Raw genomic sequence first — 18,692 nt, 5'->3', positions numbered from 1 at the left:
TCTCAGACATGGCGAATGGCCACCGCGGGGTCGAGCCGGGCCGCGCGGCTGGCGGGCCAGGCGGCAGCAGCGAGACCCGCCATACCGGCCAGCGCCATGGCCGCCGGAATGAGCCATGGGTTGAAGCCGATCACGAACAGGCGGGGACCGAACACGTCGAAGGCCAGCACCAGCAGCGAGCCGAACATCGCCCCCAGTCCCCCGCCGACCAGCCCCAGCAGTGCGCCCTGGATCAGAAACACGCGCAGGATTCGCCCCCGGCCGAGGCCCATTGCCCGCAGAATGCCGATCTCACGGGTTCGCTGCACCACACTGACCGCCAGCACGCTGGCGATGCCGAATGCCACCGAAAGGCTGACGAAGCTGCGAATCATGGTCGTGGAGAGGCTCTGGGAGCGCAGTGCATTGAGTAGCTGCGCATTCGTCTCCATCCAGCTCTCGGCACGCTGCCCAGTCAGTGCTCCGAGGCGAAGCGCCAGCCGGTCGGCAGCGAACACCTCCGCTACGGTGAGTTCGAGCGCCGTCACGCCCCCGGGCAGGTCGAGGAGGCTGCGAGCCTCGTCCAGGTCGAGATACATGAGTCGATTGTCGATTTCGCGCACCCCCAGCTCGAAGACCCCTGCGACGGTCATGACCACGGTGCGCTCCCCGGCGGTGTCGAGGCGCATCCGGTCACCGCTCTGAAGGCCCAGGTCATCGGCCAGCTCCCGGCCAATCAGGATCTCCCCGGGGCGCAGCCGGAACACGCCTTCGACCATGTGGTCGGCAATGGGCAGAATGGCCCGCAGCCGCTCCACGTCGGCCCCGATGATCGAGACCGAGCGATTGGCGCTGCCACGCACCGCCAGGGCCGGACCGCTGATCGTCGGCGATACCGCGGTCACGCCCGGCCAGCGGTCGAGCACGGGCACCAGTGCCTGCCAGTTGTCGATGGAACGCAGACGCTGCGGTCTGCGGTCCTCCAGCACCAGGGCGATCGGCGCTGGCTCCTGCAGCGGCAGTACGCGATTGAACTCCTCGAGCGGCAGCAGGCGAATGTGGGCCTGCGTGCCCAGGGTACGCTCGATGATGTTGGCCTGGAGCCCAGTGATAAGGACACTGATGAAGACCACCACGGCCGCCCCCACCATGATGCCGACCAGCATCAGGGCAGTCTGGGCGCGGCCATCACGCAGCAGGCTCCAGGCAATGAACCCTTCGATCCACATGAGCGTCACCGTATGAAGGAAAAAGGCTCCCGGGACGAGGCGGGCTCCCCCTGCTCCGGGTGGTCGGTTAAGTGAGGCCGGATGCGCTGTCCCGGGCTGAGGCCAGGATCGGTCAGCACGATCTCACCCGCCGTCAGACCTGCGGTGATCTCGGAGTGAAGCAGCCCCCTCAGCCCCAGGGTCACGCTGCGAGGTGAAACACGGCCCGCCTCGACCCCGTGGACCCGGGCAGAGGCGCCCTCGACCCCGAATATCGCATCGTTGGGCACTGTCAGCGCCCGCTCAAGGCGCGCAGTTTCCACATTCACCGAGACGGTCATGTCCTCGCGCAGAAACCAGGGTTCCTGCTCCATGACCAGCCTTACGTCCACGGTGCCGCGGGCGGCGTCGATGATCGGTGCGATCAGACTGATCGTGGCATCGAACGGTTGGTCGGGATAGGCGTCGGTGACGCAACGGGCACGCTGCCCCACGGCGAGTTGGCCGAGGTGTCGCTCGTCGAACGGCACCCGCAGTTCACGCTGCCCGGTGCGAGCGATCTCCAGCAGTACCCTGCCGGGCTGAACCACATCCCCCGGCTCCACGTTACGGGTCAACACCGTGCCGGTAACCGGAGAGTGGATAACGGCACGCTCCAGGGCAGCCTCGGCGGCGGCCAGTCGTGCCCGCAGCAGCGCCTCCTCCGCACCGCCGGGGGCCAGCGCTTCCACGTCGAGGCGCGAACGCTCCAGGGCGGCCCGGGCCGCGGCTTCGCGCTCTTCGGCCTGCTCGACCGCCTGGCGCGAGACCATGTTGCTCTCCAACAGGCGGCGCGCACGCTCATGTTCGCGCCGGGCCTGCTCGAAATGCGCCCTGGCGTCGGCAAGACCGGCCTCGGCCTGGGGCCGGCGCGCGCTCTCCAACTGGCGGAGTGCCGCGCGGGTTTCCTGTACGCGCTCGGCAAGTTCCGTTGAATCGAGCACCACCAGAATGTCGCCGGGTTCGACCTGCTGCCCTTCGCGTACCAGGCGCTCGGTCACCCGGCCCACGATCTCGCTGCCGATCTGCGCCCGCGACGAGGCCACCACCCGACCGCTGGCCACCACCTGCTGGGTCAATGCGCCTTCTTTCACTTCATACGCCGTGGCGGACACAGGCATCCGCCAGGAGAAAAGCCCCGCAGCCGCCAAGGCGACAAGCGCAACGAGGAGAACGATCCATCGGCTCATGGGCATCTCACGTTCTGCCGCCATCCATCGCGTAAAGTCAGGAAGACAGTCCCGTCCCGGACGGTTTCATGGCGGGAAAGTCATTGGCGGTCAGCGTTTCGCGATCCAGCAGCAGAGTAGCGCCGGAGGTCAGCTCATCGTGCCGCCGTTCCAGTATCTGCGATGCTTGGGTATAGGAATCCGCCACCAGGTCGCGCACCGCGAGATCGATCTCTCGCCCAGTCGCTTCGGAATAGTCCTTGGGATGTGACGTGCCGTAGAAATCGCTCCCCAGAAAGGCTTGGCGATCCTCTTCGAAGACTACCTGGCCAACGGAATCCGCCATGCCGAAGCGAGTTACCATGCGCCGTGCAATGTCGGTGACCTTGGCCAGGTCATCGGCCGCGCCAGTGGAAATTTCACCGAAAATCAGCTGCTCGGCGGCCCTTCCGCCCATAAGCACGACCATCCGATTTCTGAGTTCGGTGGTGGTCTGCAGGAAGCGATCCTCGGTCGGTCGCTGGATCGTATAGCCGAGTGCCCCTACGCCACGCGGAATGATCGATACCTTGTGGACAGGGTCCATGCCGGGTAGCGTCGCCGCTACCAAGGCATGCCCCATTTCATGATGCGCCACCACCGCGCGTTCATGCGGGTTCAACAGGCGGCTCTTCTTCTCGAGCCCCGCGACGATGCGCTCGATGGCATTGGTGAAGTCTGCCATGGTCACGGTGTCGGCCTCCCGCCGGGTTGCCAGCAGTGCCGCCTCGTTCACCAGGTTCGCGAGATCGGCCCCGGTAAAGCCGGGAGTAAGCGCCGCCAGGTGGTCGAGATCTACGTCGTCGCTCAGCTGCCAGATCTTCTTTATGTGCACCTTGAGAATGGCGAGACGCCCGCTACGCTCTGGTCGATCGACCAACACTTGACGATCGAAGCGTCCGGCCCGCAGGAGGGCAGGATCCAGGATCTCTGGCCGGTTGGTCGCCGCCAAGAGCACGATACCCTCGGAAGGATCGAACCCATCGAGTTCGGAGAGTAGCTGGTTCAGGGTCTGCTCCTTCTCATCGTACCCGCCCGTAAGCCCGGGACCGCGTGCCTTGCCAAGCGCATCCAGCTCATCGATAAAGATGATGCAAGGCTTGGTACTAGCCGCCTGAGCGAACAGATCCCGCACCCGGGCGGCTCCGACACCGACGAACATCTCCACGAACTCCGATCCTGAGATGGAGAAGAACGGCACCCCGGCTTCGCCGGCAACCGCCCGTGCTAGCAGGGTCTTGCCGGTGCCGGGCGGGCCGACCAGAAGAATGCCCTTGGGGATATGGGCACCCAGGCGGCCATAAGTCTTGGGATCGCGCAGGAAGGCGACGATCTCTTTGAGTTCTTCCTTGGCCTCATCGACACCGGCGACATCATCGAAAGTGACCTTGGTATCGGTTACCACATAAACCTTGGCTTTGGACTTGCCAACGGACATCAGCCCGCCCAGGCCCTGCTTCTCGGCGAAGCGGCGGAAAAAGAACATCCAGAACAGGTAGAAGATGCCGATGGGCAGCACCCAGGACATCAGGTTTCTGAAAAAGGTGCTTTCGACTTCGCCGTCGTATTGGATGCCGTGCTGGGTCAGCATGTCCGCGAGCGGCGGGTCTACCCGATAGGTGATGAAAGAAGTACGACCATCGGGCTGCGGTTGAGTGAACTGGCCAACGATGCGCTCAGGTCCCACCACGACGTCAGTGATCTTGCCTTCATCCAGCAGCTGTACGAATTCCGAATACGGTATTGGTTCCACATGACGCCAGTTCTCGAACCAGTTTAGAAAAGCCAGCCAAAGCAGGACCGCGGCGACTGCATACGCGAGATTGATCCGCTGCTTCTTGTCCATCTCAATTCACCGCCCAAGCGCTCAATGAGATTTACCTGATCATAGCCCACGAAGCCAGAATAGGACGGGGGTAGACCGAGGATCTTGATCCCAGGCAAGTTTGATGAATGTCAATGGCCAAAGCGACGAAGCCTGCAATACTGGTGCTTGAGCTTACCGGACCACCGCGACGGCGTTCGCCCGCGGCCACCCCGCCTCGATCATGGAGGCCATGCCATGTCGCCCGCTTCACCCAACCCGCCCGACCCCGTTATCGCTCCCCGGAACGTTCCTTGTGAACGACCTCCCACTGCCGCGGAACGCCCCAACCCAGGGTTCTACTCCACCCATGCGCTGGATCGAGCCTTTAAGGCCAATCTGGCCAGGCTGACCGCTGGCATCACGCCGGCCGGCCTGGCCAGCGTCTATTTCGAGTGGCTGGTCCACCTGATGCTGTCTCCCGGCAAGCAGCTGGAGCTGGGCGAGAAGTACACGCGCAAGCTGATGCGATTCGGCCAGTACCTCAGCCGCCAGGCGCTCAAGCCGGGTGCCGGGGCCTGCATCGAGCCCTTGGAGCAGGACCGCCGCTTCAGTGGCGAGGCGTGGCAGCGCTGGCCCTACAACCTGATCTACCAGTCCTTCCTGTTGACGCAGCAGTGGTGGCACAACGCCACCAGCGACGTGGACGGCCTGTCGCCGGATAGCGAACGGGTGGTGAACTTCATCACCCGCCAGATGCTGGACCGTTACTCGCCGTCCAACTCCCCATGGCTGAACCCCGAGGTGGTCGGCACCACCCTCGCGACTGGCGGGCAGAACCTGGTGGTCGGCTGGCAGCACTTCCTCGAGGACTGGGAGCGGGCCGTGTCCGGCAAGCCGCCGGTCGGTGCCGAGGCGTTCCGCGTCGGCCGGAACCTGGCGATCACGCCCGGCAAGGTGGTCTACCGAAACCGACTCATCGAGCTGATCCAGTACGCACCGACGACGAAACAGGTCTTCGCCGAGCCGGTGCTGATCGTGCCCGCCTGGATCATGAAGTACTACATTCTCGACCTCACGCCCACCCAATCCCTGGTCAAGTATCTGGTTGATGAGGGCTATACCGTGTTCATGATCTCGTGGCGCAACCCGGGCTCGGAGGAGCACAACCTGGGCATGGAGGGCTACCGCCGGCTGGGGCCGATGGCGGCGCTGGACGCTGTCTCCGCCATCACGGGCAGCAGCAAGGTGCACGGCGTGGGTTACTGCCTGGGAGGCACGCTGCTCTCCATCGCCGCGGCCGCCATGGCACGGGACGGTGACGACAGGCTGGCTACTCTTACTACCCTGGCCACCCAGGTGGACTTCACCGAGGCCGGCGAACTGATGCTGTTCATCGGCGAAAGCCAGGTGTCCTACCTGGAGAACATGATGTGGGATCAGGGCTACCTGGACGGCTATCAGATGGCCGGCGCCTTCCAGATCCTGCGCTCCAACGACCTGATCTGGTCGCGCATCGTGCACGACTACCTGCTGGGCGGCCGTCAGCCCATGAACGAGCTGATGGCCTGGAATGCGGACCTCACCCGCATGCCCTACCGCATGCACTCGGAGTATCTGCGCCAGTTGTTCCTGAACAACGAGCTGGCCAATGGCCATTATCGGGTGGACGAGCGGCCGGTCGTGATCCAGGACATCAAGACGCCGCTGTTCGTCGTCAGCACCACCACCGATCACGTGGCCCCTTGGAAATCCGTCTACAAGATCCATCTGCTGGCGGACACCGAAGAGGTGACATTTTTATTGACCAGTGGAGGCCACAACGCGGGGATCGTCAGCGAGCCGGGACACCCCGGGCGCCGTTATCGGATGGCTACGCAATATCATGGCAAGGCGTACCTGGACCCGGAGACCTGGCAACAGATCACCCCTGAGCAGGACGGCTCCTGGTGGCCGGCCTGGCATCAGTGGCTGGCGGGCCACTCCACGGAACGGGTGGCGCCGCCCGCCATGGGCGGCAACCAGCACCCGCCCCTCGCCGATGCGCCGGGCACCTACGTGCTCGCGCCGTGAGCGGAGGATGATTTGGGCGATTCAACCATCGCTCTCGAGGGCAATGCATGCCCTCAGCTCTGCAGGATGAAGTCGCCCAGCTCGAGCGCGTTGACCCCCAGCACGGCAAGCTGCAGATCGACGACGCCGTCACCGTTGACGTCCGCCTGCACGGTATTCCCCGAATTGCGCAGCTCACCGCCGTCGCCGCTGAAGCCTTCTTCGCCGCGCCAGGTAAACGCCTGGGTGCCCTCCAATTCGCTGTTGGCGTCGATCGCAGAGAGGTCGATCCGGTCGCCTTCGAGGCGGTTGAAATCGAGTAAGGTGTCCTGGCGTTGTGGGGTTGAATCCCAAGTGGAAAGGTATGCGAAGATGTCGGCACCCGCCCCGCCGGTCAGCGTATCGGCACCGCTGCCGCCCACCAGGCGGTCGTTGCCTGCGCCGCCGGTGAGGTAGTCGTCGCCGCGCAGGCCATTCAGGGTGTCGTCGCCGTCGGTGCCGGTCAGGGTACTCCCGGGTTCGCCCGTGACGGGGTTGCCGTCGCTATCCACCACCTGCTCTATCTCCGATGGGTCGAGCTTGGCGGGCTCGGCCTGACCCTCCACCACCAAGTCATCCGGTAGGTGCTGCTGCTCGTCGTAGACACGGTAGCTGAAGCGCCACACCTCGCCGGGCTGAAGCACGGTGGCGTCGTCATTGGAGACACGGTAGCGCTCGCCGTCACGCTCCAGCACGCCGTTCCACAGCGTGTCGACGTCGGCGGGCAGCGCGAAGTCTACGACGGGATCGGCGATGGCATCGGTAGACGTGTTTTCGACCATTACCTCGGTCGTATAGCCGCCCGACCACTCACTGATGATGTTGCTGGTCACGGCGGTCGTCTCGTTCGCCGGCACCTGGGGCGTGCCCTCCACCACGGCATTCGCCGGCAGCGCCTGGCTGGTGTCGTAGGCCTTGTAGGAGAAACGCCAGCTTTCGCCGGGTTGCAGCGTGGCCGGGTTGTCGTCGGAGACAGTATAGCGATTGCCGTCGCGCGTCGCCGTGCCGTTCCATAGCGTGTCGATCTCGCCGGGCAGGTCGAAACTGACCGAGGGGCTATCGATGGCCAGGTTGGAGCTGTTCTCGACGATCACCTCGGCGGTGTAGCCGCTCGACCAGGTACTGGTGAGGTTGCTGGTAATACTCGTTTCGGTGCCGAGCTCGGATTCGCTCTCCCTGCCGGCAACAAGCTGATCCAGGTCCACCTCGAGTTCCTGCCCATCGAGGCGCAGCCTCTGGGGCAGGTGGCTCTCAGGTGCATAGGCCTTGAAGGAGAAGCGCTGGGTCTCGCCCGGCGTCAGCGTATCGTCTCCGGACAGCGCCAGGGAGTAGGTATCGCCCTCCCGCGCGAGCAGGTTTGCCCCATAGAACTGGGTGATCTCGGCGGGCAGCTCGAAGTCGATTCGCGGGTCCTCGATGTTCGAGTCGGTTTCGTTGGTGATCTCGACGGCCATCACGTAGCCGCTCGCCCATCGGCTGACGCTCTCGAAGCGCACCGCCGCGGCAATGTCGTCCGCCGGCGGTTCGCCCGGCGCTTCCGGCGATTCCTCGTCGTCGGGAAAGCGAATGATATCGTCGGCGAGGATTTCATCGGCAGTGGGTATCTCCGGCGCCGCGCCGGTCGTGACGGTGCGCGATACGGTATCGAGCACGGTGCCGTCGCCGAACACCGCACGCTCTACGTCGACCAGCAGGTCGTCATCGCCCCAGCCATCCAGGAACAGGCCACCATCCGGCGTGGGCTGCAGGTCATAGGTCGCGTAGTCGCCCATCATCAGCGCCGTGTCGTTGCCTGGACCGCCCTCTAGCCGGTCATTGCCCGGGCCGCCGCGCAGGATGTCGTCGCCAGCGCCACCGAGCAGGGTGTCGTGGCCCCTGGCCCCGTCCAGATAGACACCATCGTCGGAGCCCGGCACCACGTCGTTGCGCCGTGACCCGACCACGTAGTCGAAGACTACCTGGTTGGCGGTGGGATCGGTCGGCGCACCAAAGCTCTCCCCGCCCTGGTTGATCCACAGGGTAGGCGACATGTTATCGGTCGCCGGGTCGCGCATGGATTGCGAAACCCGCACCGTGTTGTCATGATCCTGGCCGCCATGGAAGTTGATGTCGCGGTCGGTGTACTCGACGTGGATGTCGTTGCCCACGGAGGAGCGCCAGGAGGCGAACAGCGCGCTATGGCGCATGCCGCTGTCGCTCAGGTCGGTGAAGGTGCCGTCGTAGCTTTCGAACAGCTCGTAGGCGTAGCCGTTGCCGCCGCTACCCTTGTTGAAGGCACCCTCGGCATGGAGGTTCTCGGCCTGCATGTCGACGGAGCGATTGGCAACGAAGGCGACCGAAGGGCCGTTGGACACCTCGACATCGGCGACCCGCGCATCCACGGTGCCGTTGAACTCGACGGCGTGATAGCCCAGCAGCGACGGCAGCGTATTGTTGAACGCGCCTGCATCGGGCGTGCCGAGCTGATAGTCGATGGAGACTCCTTCCAGAGCGACGTTCTCAAGGGCATCGACGCGCTGAATCCTGGCCTCGCCGCCGTCGAAATCGAAGTGTACGCCGCGGTCGAGGGTGACTGTGCTGCCGTCGCGCTCGACGACTCGCGCCATGCTGGTGCGCAGCGGCGCGTACTGGCTTCCCTGCCAGGAGATGTTGCCGATCTCCTCGAAGTACTCGGCATCGTTGTCCTGCCAGATGCGCACCATGTCGCCGGTGGCCAGGCCATGGCCACTCTCGAGGGTCAGCGTGTCGTTGCCCTCCGCGGCATCCGCCTGCAGCCGGCCGGCGCTGGCCGTGCCCCTGCCCTCGAACAGCAAACCATGGGCGTCATCGCGCTCCAGCGCCGTGTCGCTGAAGGTGATGTTCGTCTTGCCGCTGCCGGCACCGATCAGCGAGACATCCGAGCGTGTGACGCTCACCGAATCGTCGAAGACGTACTCGCCCTCGGCCAGGCGCACGCTGGCTCCCTTCGGTGCTCCGTTGAGCAGGGTTTCCAGTTCTGCCGCGGAGACGCCGGGCTCGACCGTGGCCACGCCGTCGACGAACGCCTCGTCGACGCTGTCGGGTTCGTCGACCTCGGGAGATTCGACGATCACCGGTTGATCGTTGATGCTGAAGCGGGTCGGCATCTGCGAACTGCCATCTACGCTCTTGATCTTGAAGCTGACCGCCTGCCCCGGCGCGATGTCGTTGTCCGCGTCATCGTCCATGATCTCGTAGCGCTGGCCTTCGTGAGCGCTTATTCGGCCGCCCCAGACATCCGTCACTGAGCCCGGCAGGTCGAACCCCACCCGATAATCCTCGATGGGCAGCGTACCCTCGTTGGTCACCGTGACCTCGAAGACGAAGCCACTATTCCACTGGCTAGCCACCGTGTAACCGACGCGCGCCGACATGCCACCCTCCCTGTGCAAGAGAACGAGTTTACTAATAAAAAAGTACTAGGATACCTAATGCATCAGGCTAGATACGCAGCGAAGCCCCGACAAGCGAGGCGAAGCGCTAGCGCAGTAGAAATCTCTATGGCACCAGGGCGAGCCATAGCGTCAGTGCCAGGCCGAAGACGAAGCAGCCGAAGTGAACCAGGGCGTCACCGAGGCGCTTGTGCGCCTTGATTTCCGGCACCAGGTCGGAAGCGGCAATGTAGATGAACGTCCCCGCTCCGAAGAGCACCAGCCCCGAGACGTCGATCCTCTGGGAGACCAGATAGGCCAGTATCGCTCCGATCGGGAAGGTCAGCGCGGAAGCGAGGTTCCAGAGCAGGGCGCGACGTCGTTCGAAGCCGCCGTGCACGAGAATGCCGAAATCCCCGAGCTCCTGCGGCACTTCATGGGCCGCTGCCGCGATCCATGCGATGACCCCGGCTGAGGGGTTGATGAGAAAGGTGCTGGCAATGCTGAGGCCACCGAGGAAGTTATGAATGCCATCGCCGATGAGTATCAGGTAGGTGACCGGCTGGCGAACCTGTGCCGAAACCCGATGCGACTGGTGCCATTGCAGGAACTGCTCGAGACCGAGGAACACAGTGAAGCCCATGACGAGCCACACCGCCGAGGACAAGGGGCTCAGTGCAATCGCCCCTTCCGGGATCATGTGGAAGAAGGCGCCGCCAAGCAGCGTACCCGCCGCCAGCGAGATGAAAGGGAGCAGCAGCCTGTCGAGTGTGGCGGGCTTGAGCAGAGCCGTCACGCTGCCTACCAACGCAACGGCGCTCATGAGAAGGCCGCCTAAGAGAATCCACGCGAAGGTTCCGATGAGCATTTACTCCGAAGCGACTCCGCTGGCATTGAATATAGCAGCGCAACGTGAATCGTGGTCCTATGACGGTAACCGGGCCATGCGTGCAGCCTGAGGGGTAGACCATGGAAAAGCCTCGCGACGAAACACCGAAGCGTCTGGTACATCACCGCCTCTACCATGACGAGCTCCCCGAGGAGCACGAGGATCCTCTGATCCGCCAGCTCCACCGGATAATTCGGGGCGCCGTCAAAGTACTGGCGGTCTTGATGGTGCTGGTTATCATCTGGGGCGTAATCGATGTGGTCTACATGCTTTATACGCGCCTGGTCAGCCCGCCCTTCCTGCTGTTCGAAGTCAGCGACATCTTCGCCATCTTCAGCGCATTCATGGTGGTGCTGATCGCGATCGAGATCTTCATTAACATACGCCTCTATTTGGGCACCAACATGCTGCCCATACAGCTCGTGATTGCCACGGCCCTGATGGCGATCGCGCGCAAGGTCATCATCATGGATACGGAAACCGTCTCCTCCATGGAGATCATGGCGATCGCCGCCGTCGTGCTCGCGCTGGGTATCACGCACTGGCTAGTGGCGAGGAAGCCATAATCCATAGAGACGGTAACGCCAGTTGGCGATTCAGGACTGAGCGGACTCAGCGACCGTTCAGTCCCTTGCCCGCGAGGATACCGGGTAGGCACTTTTCGATTCGCGATGAGCGGGTGCTGGACTGCTTGGCGCTGCTGAAGTGCAGAATGTAGCCTCTTTTCCGTCCCGGCGTGAGTGCTTCGAAGGCGACCTTCAGTTCAGGGTGTCTTTCCAAGGCCGACTGAAGCTCTACCGGATATGACAGCTCATGCTTCTCGCTGAAATCCACCTTGGCGCCGGCCTCCTCCAGCTCGATAGCTTCCTGGAGGTAGGCTTTAATCGTAGCTGCCTGCTCATGGATCTCACGCAACTGGGTGAAGCGGATCTGTCGCATGGCCTGGGAGTGCTCGCCCGGCGCGACGAGTAATCGTTCCGGGTCGTTCAACAGACTGCCCTTGAAGAAGCCGAGGGCACAATAAGACTTAAGACCGAAGATCAATGCCACGTTGCCGGCCTGATACGAGTAGCAAAGCTTTCCCCACTTGACGTCTTCGCTCAATCCGCATTCAAGCAGCATGGCTCGCAATTTCTTTCTCTCTTCCTGCCATTCGGTCTTGCTCAAGAGCGCTTCGACTTTTGGATTTGTTGTCTTCATTGCCTCTCTTCTCTTTATCAATTAAACGAGCGCCTCGCCCCGGTCAGCGCTTACTTACACCGTATCCCAGTCAAACTCCCCTTACTGCGATTCGCCACTCACGAGAGAGCGGATTACCCGGCATGGATTACCGCCGGCAAACACATCCTCGGGACATCACATCTCCTTTTTCGAGCCGCTTCAACCTGGTTGCGGCAGGTGTCCCAGCGGCAGTGCGGAAGGAGCCTTCACGGTGGAGATCGCAAAGTTGCTGCGAATGTCACTGACTCCGGGTAGTTTGAGCAACTTATCCTGAAGCAGTGCTTCATAGGCGGCCAGATCCGGCACCACCACCTGCAGCAGGAAATCCGCCTCTCCCGAGACCAGATGACAGGAAACGACTTCCGGCAGCTTGACCACTTCCTCCCGAAACGCACGAGCCATTTCGTCATGGTGCTGCTTGACCTTGATACCGACGAAGACCGTGAGGCCCAACCCCACTTCACCGCGATCCAGCGAAGCATGATAGCCCTTGATGACGCCTTTCTCCTCGAGCAGCCTCACTCGGCGTAGACATGGCGATGGCGAGAGCCCCACCTCTTCGGCCAGTTGCACGTTGGTGAGCCGGGCGTCTCGCTGCAGGGCGGAGAGAATGCGGCGGTCAAGATTGTCGAGTTTCATTCTTGGCATGATTGATAAGCCCATCGGTCATTATCGTTACTAATGTTTCAATAATAGCCTTTTTGCAGTTCAACTACGCAACACGTCTCGACACGACATTCCTTATGCTGAAGCCATCCGGAGCCGATCAGGGGAGGTCGTGGCATGGAACACTTGGGCCTGTTCGTGGCCGCGCTGGCCATTGCCTATCTGGTGCCCGGGCCGGATATGGTGCTGATCCTGCAGACGGCTAGTCGCCAGGGTCGAGGGATTGCGTTGGCTACCGCATGCGGGCTGGGATTGGCTCGCGGTGCCCATGTGGCCCTGGCCGCTCTTGGCTTGGCAGCCTTGCTGAAAGCTGCGCCGCTGCTGTTCGACATCATGCGGGGCCTTGGTGCCGCCTATCTGGTCTGGTTGGGCATCAGGCTCGCGCGAACCGACATGTGGGCGGATACTCCAAGCGACACACCGCAAGCAGGCCTGCCCCGCTCTTATCGCATGGCATTCCAGCGCGGCTTGCTGACCAACATTGCCAACCCCAAGGCCCTGCTGTTCTGCTCGGTCCTTCTGCCGCAATTCATGCACGCAGATTCGGGTACGGTCGCACTGCAATTCGCACTGCTCGGCGTTGTGCTGGTGGGTGTCGGGCTGATGTTCGACCTGTTCTACACGGCGGTTGGCATGGCCCTGGGCCGCTGGATGACACGCTACCCGCTTGCGCAACGCTTCCAGCGGTGGTTGTTCGCCACCCTGTTGATGGGGTTTGGCACGAAGCTGGCGTTGAGTAGTTGAGGACGGTTGGCGCGGCAAGGACGTCACAAGCCGAAGAGACGCCACACCAGCGGCAGGATCAGCGCGGTGAACACGCCCGTCAGGCTCATGCCGAGCGAGGCGAAGGCGCCGGCGGTGGGGCCGAGTTCGAAGGCGCGCACGATGCCGATGGCGTGGCCGTTCACGCCGAGGGCGAAACCGAGAATACGCTTGTCGCTGATCTTGAGCAGGCGGGCCAGCAGCGAGACGAAGATGGTGGTCAACACGCCGGTGATCAGCAGCCCGCCCAGCATCAGCGAGAGCGAGCCGCCGATCTGTTCCCGAATGCCCATGGCCAAGGGCGCGGTGACCGATTTCGGCGCCAGCGAGGCCAGCACTTCCGGAGGCGCTCCCAACAGCCAGGCGATCAGCACGGCATAGAGCGCGGCCAGCACGGCGGCGAGCGGCACGCAGCAGAGGATCGGCTTCCATAGCGCGAAGATGTGCTGCCGCTGCTGGTAAAGCGGTACCGCCAGGGCTACCGTGGCGGGGCCAAGCAGCAGCGTTATCCAGCTGACGTTGCGCTGATAGTCGACGTACTCATAGCGCAGCAGCCACAGGCTTGCCGCCGTGAGCACGGCGCCTAGCAGCACCGCCGGGCACCAGCTCGGCCGGCCCATCCGTTCGAACAGATAAATGCCGCCAAGATAGGCGGCCAGAGTCAGCGAGATGGCGAGTATCGGCGTGTCCAACAGGGAGGCGTGCAGCTCGCTCATGACTGGCGCCCCCCTTCGTCGGCGTTTGCACCTTCCCGGGGCATGAAGCGCCGCATCAGCCAAAGCGTGGTCAGCACGCTGAGGAAGGTTCCCACACCCAGGGCGACCATGATCGCCGTCCAGTGGCCGGCGAACTCGTCGATCACGAAGAACACGCCCACCACGCCGGGCATGATCAGCATGGCGAGCAGCGGAATCAGCGCCTGGCTCGCGGTGGCCACGCTCTCGTTAAGACGCCGCTTCGCCAGCAGCCAGGCCAGCAGCAACAGCAGCCCCGCCATGGCGTGAGAGACGGGAAGCGTCAGCAGCTCGACGACAGCGTGGCCGAGCAGTTGGAAACCGAGCAGCCACAGGAACCCACGCAACAGCTTCATGCCATCTCCAGTCAGCTCAGGAAGGTGTCCGCTTGTGGCTGCCAACGAGCAGGCAGCCAGGACGGGGGCGTTGCAATAAAGATTATCACGCTACCGTTTGTGCGGGGATGCCCCTGAATTGTGCCCCGCTCACGTTCCTTGAGTGCCCCGCCCCAGTAAGCGTTTACCTACCTGGTAGCGACTGGCCCATGGGCTGCGAGACGCCGCCCTACCCTTCGCTGTGCGATTCTCTTCCCGCCACTGCCCGTGAGGAGAACATCCACGGCGGCATCTCGGCCCGCTTCAGCCAGGGCAGCCTGGCCAGCAGGGCGATGACCACTAGCGCGAAGCCGAGCCGTGCCCATAGCAGGCCGGAGAGGTCCGCTCCCATCAGCATGATCAGCAGTGTATCCTCGATCAGGCTGTGACAGAGGCCGAGGAAGCAGAGCGTGAGCACGATGTCCCGCGGGGTCAGGCGGCCCGAATGCGCCTCGCGCAGCAGCAGGCCGGCACCGAAGGTGAGCCCCAGGGTGATACCGATGACGGTGATGTTGGCCGCCGCCGGGCCGATGCCCAACAGCTGCAGCAGCGGATAGAGCAGCTTGTGGATCAGCCGTTCGACGCCCAGCCAGTGCAGCAGCCTGAGCAAGCTCATCAGGGCGAAGATCACCACGAAGATGGTTGCCAGCGTCGTGGCCTGACCCTGCAGCCAGGCCGTCAGCGTCGCTTCCTGGGCGGAAGGCTGCCACACCACATGATTGGCGTGCTGAAGCCAGCCTCCCCACGAATAGCTAAGGTGCAGCAGCCAACCCAGCAGCCAGGCACCGCCGACTCGCAGCAGCAGCGTCAGCCACCAGGGCACGCCGGCCATGCGCGCCACCGCCCCTTCTATCGGCAGTGAGTGCCCCACCGCCATCAGCGCACCCAGCACCGTCACCTGCGCCACGGTCAGCGGCGTATCCCGTGTGACTTCGAAGAAGATGACCAGCCCGGTGTAGATGTTGGTCAGCAGCGTTGCGGCCCATACCAGGCTCAATGGCTCGGGCAGCCCCAGCGGTACCATCAATGGCGAAAGCCAGTGGCCGAGCAGCTCGGTCATGCCCAGCATCTCGAGCGCCTTGACGATCAGCAGTGCCGGCACCATCACCTTGAGCAGGGTCCAGTAGACCGTCCAGGCCTCGCGCAACAGCTTGCCCATCGTGCCGAGCAGGTGGGCAGCAAGTCGTTGTGTCATGTGGGCGTCGTTCCGTCAGGGAGCCAGCCGCTTACTTTACTCACATACCGCACAAGGATGGCGTTTTTCTATTCGTCTCCAGGCCCGATCCAGACGAAGGGATTGTGTGCCACTTCCCAGAGGTAGCCGTCCGGGTCGGAGAAATACCCAGAGTAGCCACCCCAGAATACCTTCTGGCCGGGCTTGACCAGCTTGCCGCCGGCACTGACCGCCTGCTCCAGGAGTTCGTCGACCTCCGCCTCGGAGCCCAGGTTGTGGGCCAGGGCAATGCCGGCAAAGCCGCTGCCTTCGGCAGGGATGCCTGCATCCTCGGCCAATGACTCACGGCCGTAAATTCCCAACCAGGTGCCGTTGAGGGTGAAGAAAGCCACTTCGGGCGGCGACTCCATCCTGGGCAGACCCAGCCCCTGCTCATAGAACCGAATCGACGCTTCCAGGTCCCGCACGCCGAGCGTGATCATGCTGATCCTGGGCTTCATGTTGCGACTCCTCTATTGGTTTGCCAGTGGCACGCGGCAAGTCGCCATTAACGTCGGGCCACCAGCAAGCCCACCCCGGCACTTCCAAGCAGCGCCGCATAACTACGATTGAACAGCCGCCGCATGGCGGGGCGCGAGAACCAATGGCGCAGGAAAGCGCCGACATAAGCGTAGCCGGCGATGGCCACCCATTCGAGCAGCAGGAAGAGTGCGCCAAGAACGGTGAACTGCAGCGTAACGGGGCCTGCTGGGTCGACGAACTGCGGCAGTAAGGCGGTGAAGATCAGGATCGCCTTGGGGTTGCCCGCCGCCAGCAGAAACTCTTGGCGCGCCAAGCCCAGCAGGCTGCGCTTCCGCTCTTCCAGATCGTGCTCCTCGCCAGGCGCAGCGAACCACAGCTGGTAGGCCAGCCAGAACAGGTAAGCGGCCCCTAGCAGCTTGATAACAAGGAACAGCTTTTCCGAGGCATACAGCAGCGTGGCAAGCCCGGAGGCTGCCAGCGCAATCATTGCCACGAACGCGACCAGCCGGCCAATTCCCGCCAGGCAGGCGACGCTGACGCCGTAGCGCTTGGCATTGCTCATGGAGAGCAGGTTGTTGGGACCCGGCGCCAGGTTGAGCGCAAAGCAGGCCGGTTATGAACAGCAATAGCGTCGTCAGATCTATTTTTACTTCTCTTGCCTTGGGTGGTCCTGCTTGTATCCGCTGGCGTAGCCGAGCCGCTCAGCTCGGCTCGGCGACCGGCCGCTTCTGCCATTGTGCTCGCTGCATGCGGTACAGGCGCACCGGCCGCTTGTGGAACTCCAGCGCCTCGAAGCAGCCGAACCCGACCTTCTCCACCACCCGCAGCGATGCCGCGTGCGCCGACTCGACGATCGCCACGATCGAATCGAACCGCCGGTCGCTGAAAGCATGCTCCAGCGCAGCAAGAGCGGCTTCGGTCGCCAGTCCCTGGCCCCAGTAACGTTTGGCGAGCCGGTAGCCCAGGTTCAATTCCAAAGTGCCTTGAATCTTTTCAGGCGATACGCCACAGAAGCCGACGAAGTTGCCATCCTGCCTGTCCACCAGTGCCAGCGGCCCCGTACGGTGCTTGATGTAGCAGTCGAAGCACCAGTCTAGAAAAACGCGTGTCGCCATGTCATCGCAGACGCCGCGCAACGAGTGGCGCATGACCTCCGGGTCGGCGAGCATCTGGGCCAGCGCCGGCAAATCAGTAGTGGCCAGTGGGCGCAGCCGGAGGCGCGGCGTCTCCAAATCGAACATGGTTCCTCCCTGACAGATCATGCTTGGGCGCTGGGCGCTTCTGAGCTCGGCGGCACCAGTATATCGAAGTGCAGCACGTCCTCTCGTATGCCGAGTTTCGAATAGAGTTCGATGGCGGGGGGATCACCCAGGCCCGCCTGGACGTAGACGACATAGGCACCCCGCTGCGCTGCCATCGCCTTGAGTCTTTCGATCAACGCCGTGGCAATACCTTCGCGCCGGTGCGTTGCGGCCACCGCCAAATCACAAATATAGATCTCGCTGCGCTCCTGCTCGAACTTGTGCAGCTCATAGGCGGCAAGGCCTCCCACTATCTCGCCTCCCTTGCAGGCCACCAGGGCAATGAAGGTATCGCTTGCCAGCAGGCGATCCATTTAGCCCCGACCGGGCGAGCGACGCCATAGGTATCAATTCGTTGAACGCCTCACCGAACACGGTCAGCAGCTCATGCTGTCGCGGGGGGTAAGTGTCTCGATGACGAAACTCATTATTGTGTCCATCTTTCATCTTGTTCGTGCCAGCGCGGCCGCATGCTACCGGCAGGTTTCTGCTCGGAATTTCTGTGCAAGCCGTTCCGTTATGCGCTATTCGATGGTCTATGCTCAAGGTTTTCCACTCGCAAGGATGCGAACTGGCCATGGCACGACTCCATCCAACTTCCGCCAGGGACTGGTTCGAGCGACTGAATCGCTCACCTCACGCACTGTGGTTGCTGTTCGGCGCCTCGATGCTGGAAACCCTGCTTGTGCCGATCCCCATCGAGGTCATCCTCATCCCCTGGATGCTGTGCCATCCCGAACGCAAGTGGATAATTGCCGGCGTGGCACTGGCGGGCAACCTGTTGGCGGCATCGCTGGGCTACTTGTTGGGCGTTTTCGCCATGGAGCAGTGGGGGAATCAGCTGATCGGTATCTTCGGCAGCCAGGAGGTCTTCGAAGGCTATCGTTCCCGTCTCCAGGAAGAGGGGTTCATGGCCATTGTCACCATTGGCATAGTGCCGGTGCCCTTCCAGATCGCCATGCTGGCCGCCGGAGCGAGCGGCTACCCTTACCCGCTGTTTCTACTGGCAGCGATGCTGGGCCGTGGCGTGCGCTACTTCGGCCTCGCCCTGCTCGTCGCGCTGGCCGGCGATGCGGCGCTCAAGCTATGGGAACGACATGCCAGGAAGGTCGGCCTGGTGCTACTGGCGCTGTGCGGCACCTGGGTGTGGTATGAGGTGACCACATGAACCCCAGTATTCTGGGGTGCTTAATATAACTCGAAGCGAAAGTTGACCCAGATTAAGGCCTCTGGCGAAGTAATAAAAGCTGGGGCCCAGAAGGAATTTATTCAATATATAAAAAGCACACTTTACCTTTATTTAAATAAACAATATTTAAATAAAGAATATA

16 protein-coding genes and 2 pseudogenes are annotated in these 18,692 nt (G+C 62.8%); 4 read left to right on the top strand and 14 right to left on the bottom strand.

All coding sequences use genetic code 11. The features are described 5' to 3' along the window. Positions 1-2: 2 nt before the first annotated feature. From HNO52_RS05840 to ftsH, 3 genes are read right to left on the bottom strand one after another with little or no spacing between them, the layout of a single operon-like run. A complete protein-coding gene (locus HNO52_RS05840) occupies positions 3-1,208 on the bottom strand; it encodes an ABC transporter permease (RefSeq protein WP_197568247.1) in 1,206 nt (401 codons plus the stop codon). A 5-nt stretch (positions 1,209-1,213) separates the two neighbouring features. After that, positions 1,214-2,416 carry an efflux RND transporter periplasmic adaptor subunit gene (locus HNO52_RS05835; protein WP_197568246.1) on the bottom strand — a complete coding sequence of 401 codons (1,203 nt, stop codon included), beginning with the start codon at positions 2,414-2,416 and terminating at the stop codon, positions 1,214-1,216. Between the two features lie 37 nt (positions 2,417-2,453). Further along, on the bottom strand, positions 2,454-4,280 hold the full coding sequence (gene ftsH / locus HNO52_RS05830; protein WP_197568245.1) for an ATP-dependent zinc metalloprotease FtsH: 1,827 nt from the start codon (positions 4,278-4,280) through the stop codon (positions 2,454-2,456). 216 nt (positions 4,281-4,496) lie between these two features. Between ftsH and HNO52_RS05825 the strand changes: the two genes are divergently transcribed. Next, the gene (locus HNO52_RS05825) at positions 4,497-6,311 is read left to right on the top strand and encodes a PHA/PHB synthase family protein (protein ID WP_197568244.1); all 1,815 of its coding nucleotides are present in this window, start codon (positions 4,497-4,499) and stop codon (positions 6,309-6,311) included. A gap of 53 nt (positions 6,312-6,364) precedes the next feature. On the opposite strand, the gene HNO52_RS05820 is transcribed toward HNO52_RS05825, so the two are convergent. Together HNO52_RS05820 and HNO52_RS05815 are read right to left on the bottom strand one after the other, a co-directional pair. After that, positions 6,365-9,721, bottom strand: coding sequence for a cellulose binding domain-containing protein (locus tag HNO52_RS05820; protein ID WP_197568243.1), 3,357 nt, complete (start codon positions 9,719-9,721; stop codon positions 6,365-6,367). A gap of 124 nt (positions 9,722-9,845) precedes the next feature. Then, positions 9,846-10,541, bottom strand: a complete 696-nt coding sequence (locus HNO52_RS05815; RefSeq protein WP_197568242.1) for a ZIP family metal transporter — start codon at positions 10,539-10,541, stop codon at positions 9,846-9,848. 146 nt (positions 10,542-10,687) lie between these two features. Here HNO52_RS05815 and HNO52_RS05810 point away from each other — a divergent pair, with 146 nt between their 5' ends. Continuing rightward, positions 10,688-11,173, top strand: a complete 486-nt coding sequence (locus tag HNO52_RS05810) for a phosphate-starvation-inducible PsiE family protein (protein ID WP_197568241.1) — start codon at positions 10,688-10,690, stop codon at positions 11,171-11,173. Positions 11,174-11,219: 46 nt separating this feature from the next. Here the strand turns inward: HNO52_RS05810 and HNO52_RS05805 are convergent, their stop codons facing one another. Both HNO52_RS05805 and HNO52_RS05800 read right to left on the bottom strand, forming a co-directional pair. Then, entirely contained in the window at positions 11,220-11,807 is a 588-nt protein-coding gene (locus tag HNO52_RS05805; RefSeq protein WP_197568240.1) for a YdeI/OmpD-associated family protein, read from the bottom strand. Positions 11,808-11,987: 180 nt separating this feature from the next. Further along, a complete protein-coding gene (locus tag HNO52_RS05800; protein ID WP_197568239.1) occupies positions 11,988-12,476 on the bottom strand; it encodes an Lrp/AsnC family transcriptional regulator in 489 nt (162 codons plus the stop codon). 135 nt (positions 12,477-12,611) lie between these two features. Here HNO52_RS05800 and HNO52_RS05795 point away from each other — a divergent pair, with 135 nt between their 5' ends. After that, positions 12,612-13,238, top strand: a complete 627-nt coding sequence (locus HNO52_RS05795; protein WP_197568238.1) for a LysE family translocator — start codon at positions 12,612-12,614, stop codon at positions 13,236-13,238. Between the two features lie 23 nt (positions 13,239-13,261). On the opposite strand, the gene HNO52_RS05790 is transcribed toward HNO52_RS05795, so the two are convergent. From HNO52_RS05790 to HNO52_RS05760, 7 genes and pseudogenes are all read right to left on the bottom strand, one after another. Beyond that, the gene (locus HNO52_RS05790) at positions 13,262-13,972 is read right to left on the bottom strand and encodes an LrgB family protein (RefSeq protein ID WP_197568237.1); all 711 of its coding nucleotides are present in this window, start codon (positions 13,970-13,972) and stop codon (positions 13,262-13,264) included. Beyond that, a complete protein-coding gene (locus tag HNO52_RS05785) occupies positions 13,969-14,346 on the bottom strand; it encodes a CidA/LrgA family protein (protein WP_197568236.1) in 378 nt (125 codons plus the stop codon). The genes HNO52_RS05790 and HNO52_RS05785 overlap by 4 nt, the downstream gene beginning before the upstream one ends. A gap of 208 nt (positions 14,347-14,554) precedes the next feature. Beyond that, positions 14,555-15,559 (bottom strand): nucleoside recognition domain-containing protein, encoded by a 1,005-nt coding sequence (locus tag HNO52_RS05780; protein WP_232090598.1) that lies wholly within the window; start codon positions 15,557-15,559, stop codon positions 14,555-14,557. A 68-nt stretch (positions 15,560-15,627) separates the two neighbouring features. Further along, entirely contained in the window at positions 15,628-16,038 is a 411-nt protein-coding gene (locus HNO52_RS05775) for a VOC family protein (RefSeq protein ID WP_197568235.1), read from the bottom strand. A gap of 47 nt (positions 16,039-16,085) precedes the next feature. Next, positions 16,086-16,704 (bottom strand): annotated as a pseudogene (locus HNO52_RS05770) (LysE family translocator). 57 nt (positions 16,705-16,761) lie between these two features. Next, a complete protein-coding gene (locus HNO52_RS05765; RefSeq protein ID WP_197568234.1) occupies positions 16,762-17,301 on the bottom strand; it encodes a GNAT family N-acetyltransferase in 540 nt (179 codons plus the stop codon). A gap of 17 nt (positions 17,302-17,318) precedes the next feature. Then, positions 17,319-17,669: pseudogene (locus tag HNO52_RS05760) on the bottom strand (GNAT family N-acetyltransferase); the annotation flags it as partial. Between the two features lie 269 nt (positions 17,670-17,938). Here HNO52_RS05760 and HNO52_RS05755 point away from each other — a divergent pair. Next, positions 17,939-18,529 carry a YqaA family protein gene (locus HNO52_RS05755; protein WP_197568232.1) on the top strand — a complete coding sequence of 197 codons (591 nt, stop codon included), beginning with the start codon at positions 17,939-17,941 and terminating at the stop codon, positions 18,527-18,529. Positions 18,530-18,692: the final 163 nt, after the last annotated feature.

The organism is Halomonas sp. MCCC 1A13316 (assembly GCF_014931605.1).
In the GTDB taxonomy this organism is placed as follows: domain Bacteria; phylum Pseudomonadota; class Gammaproteobacteria; order Pseudomonadales; family Halomonadaceae; genus Halomonas.
The sequence above is the reverse complement of the archived record's forward strand: the minus strand, read 5'-3'. Positions and strand labels throughout refer to the sequence as shown.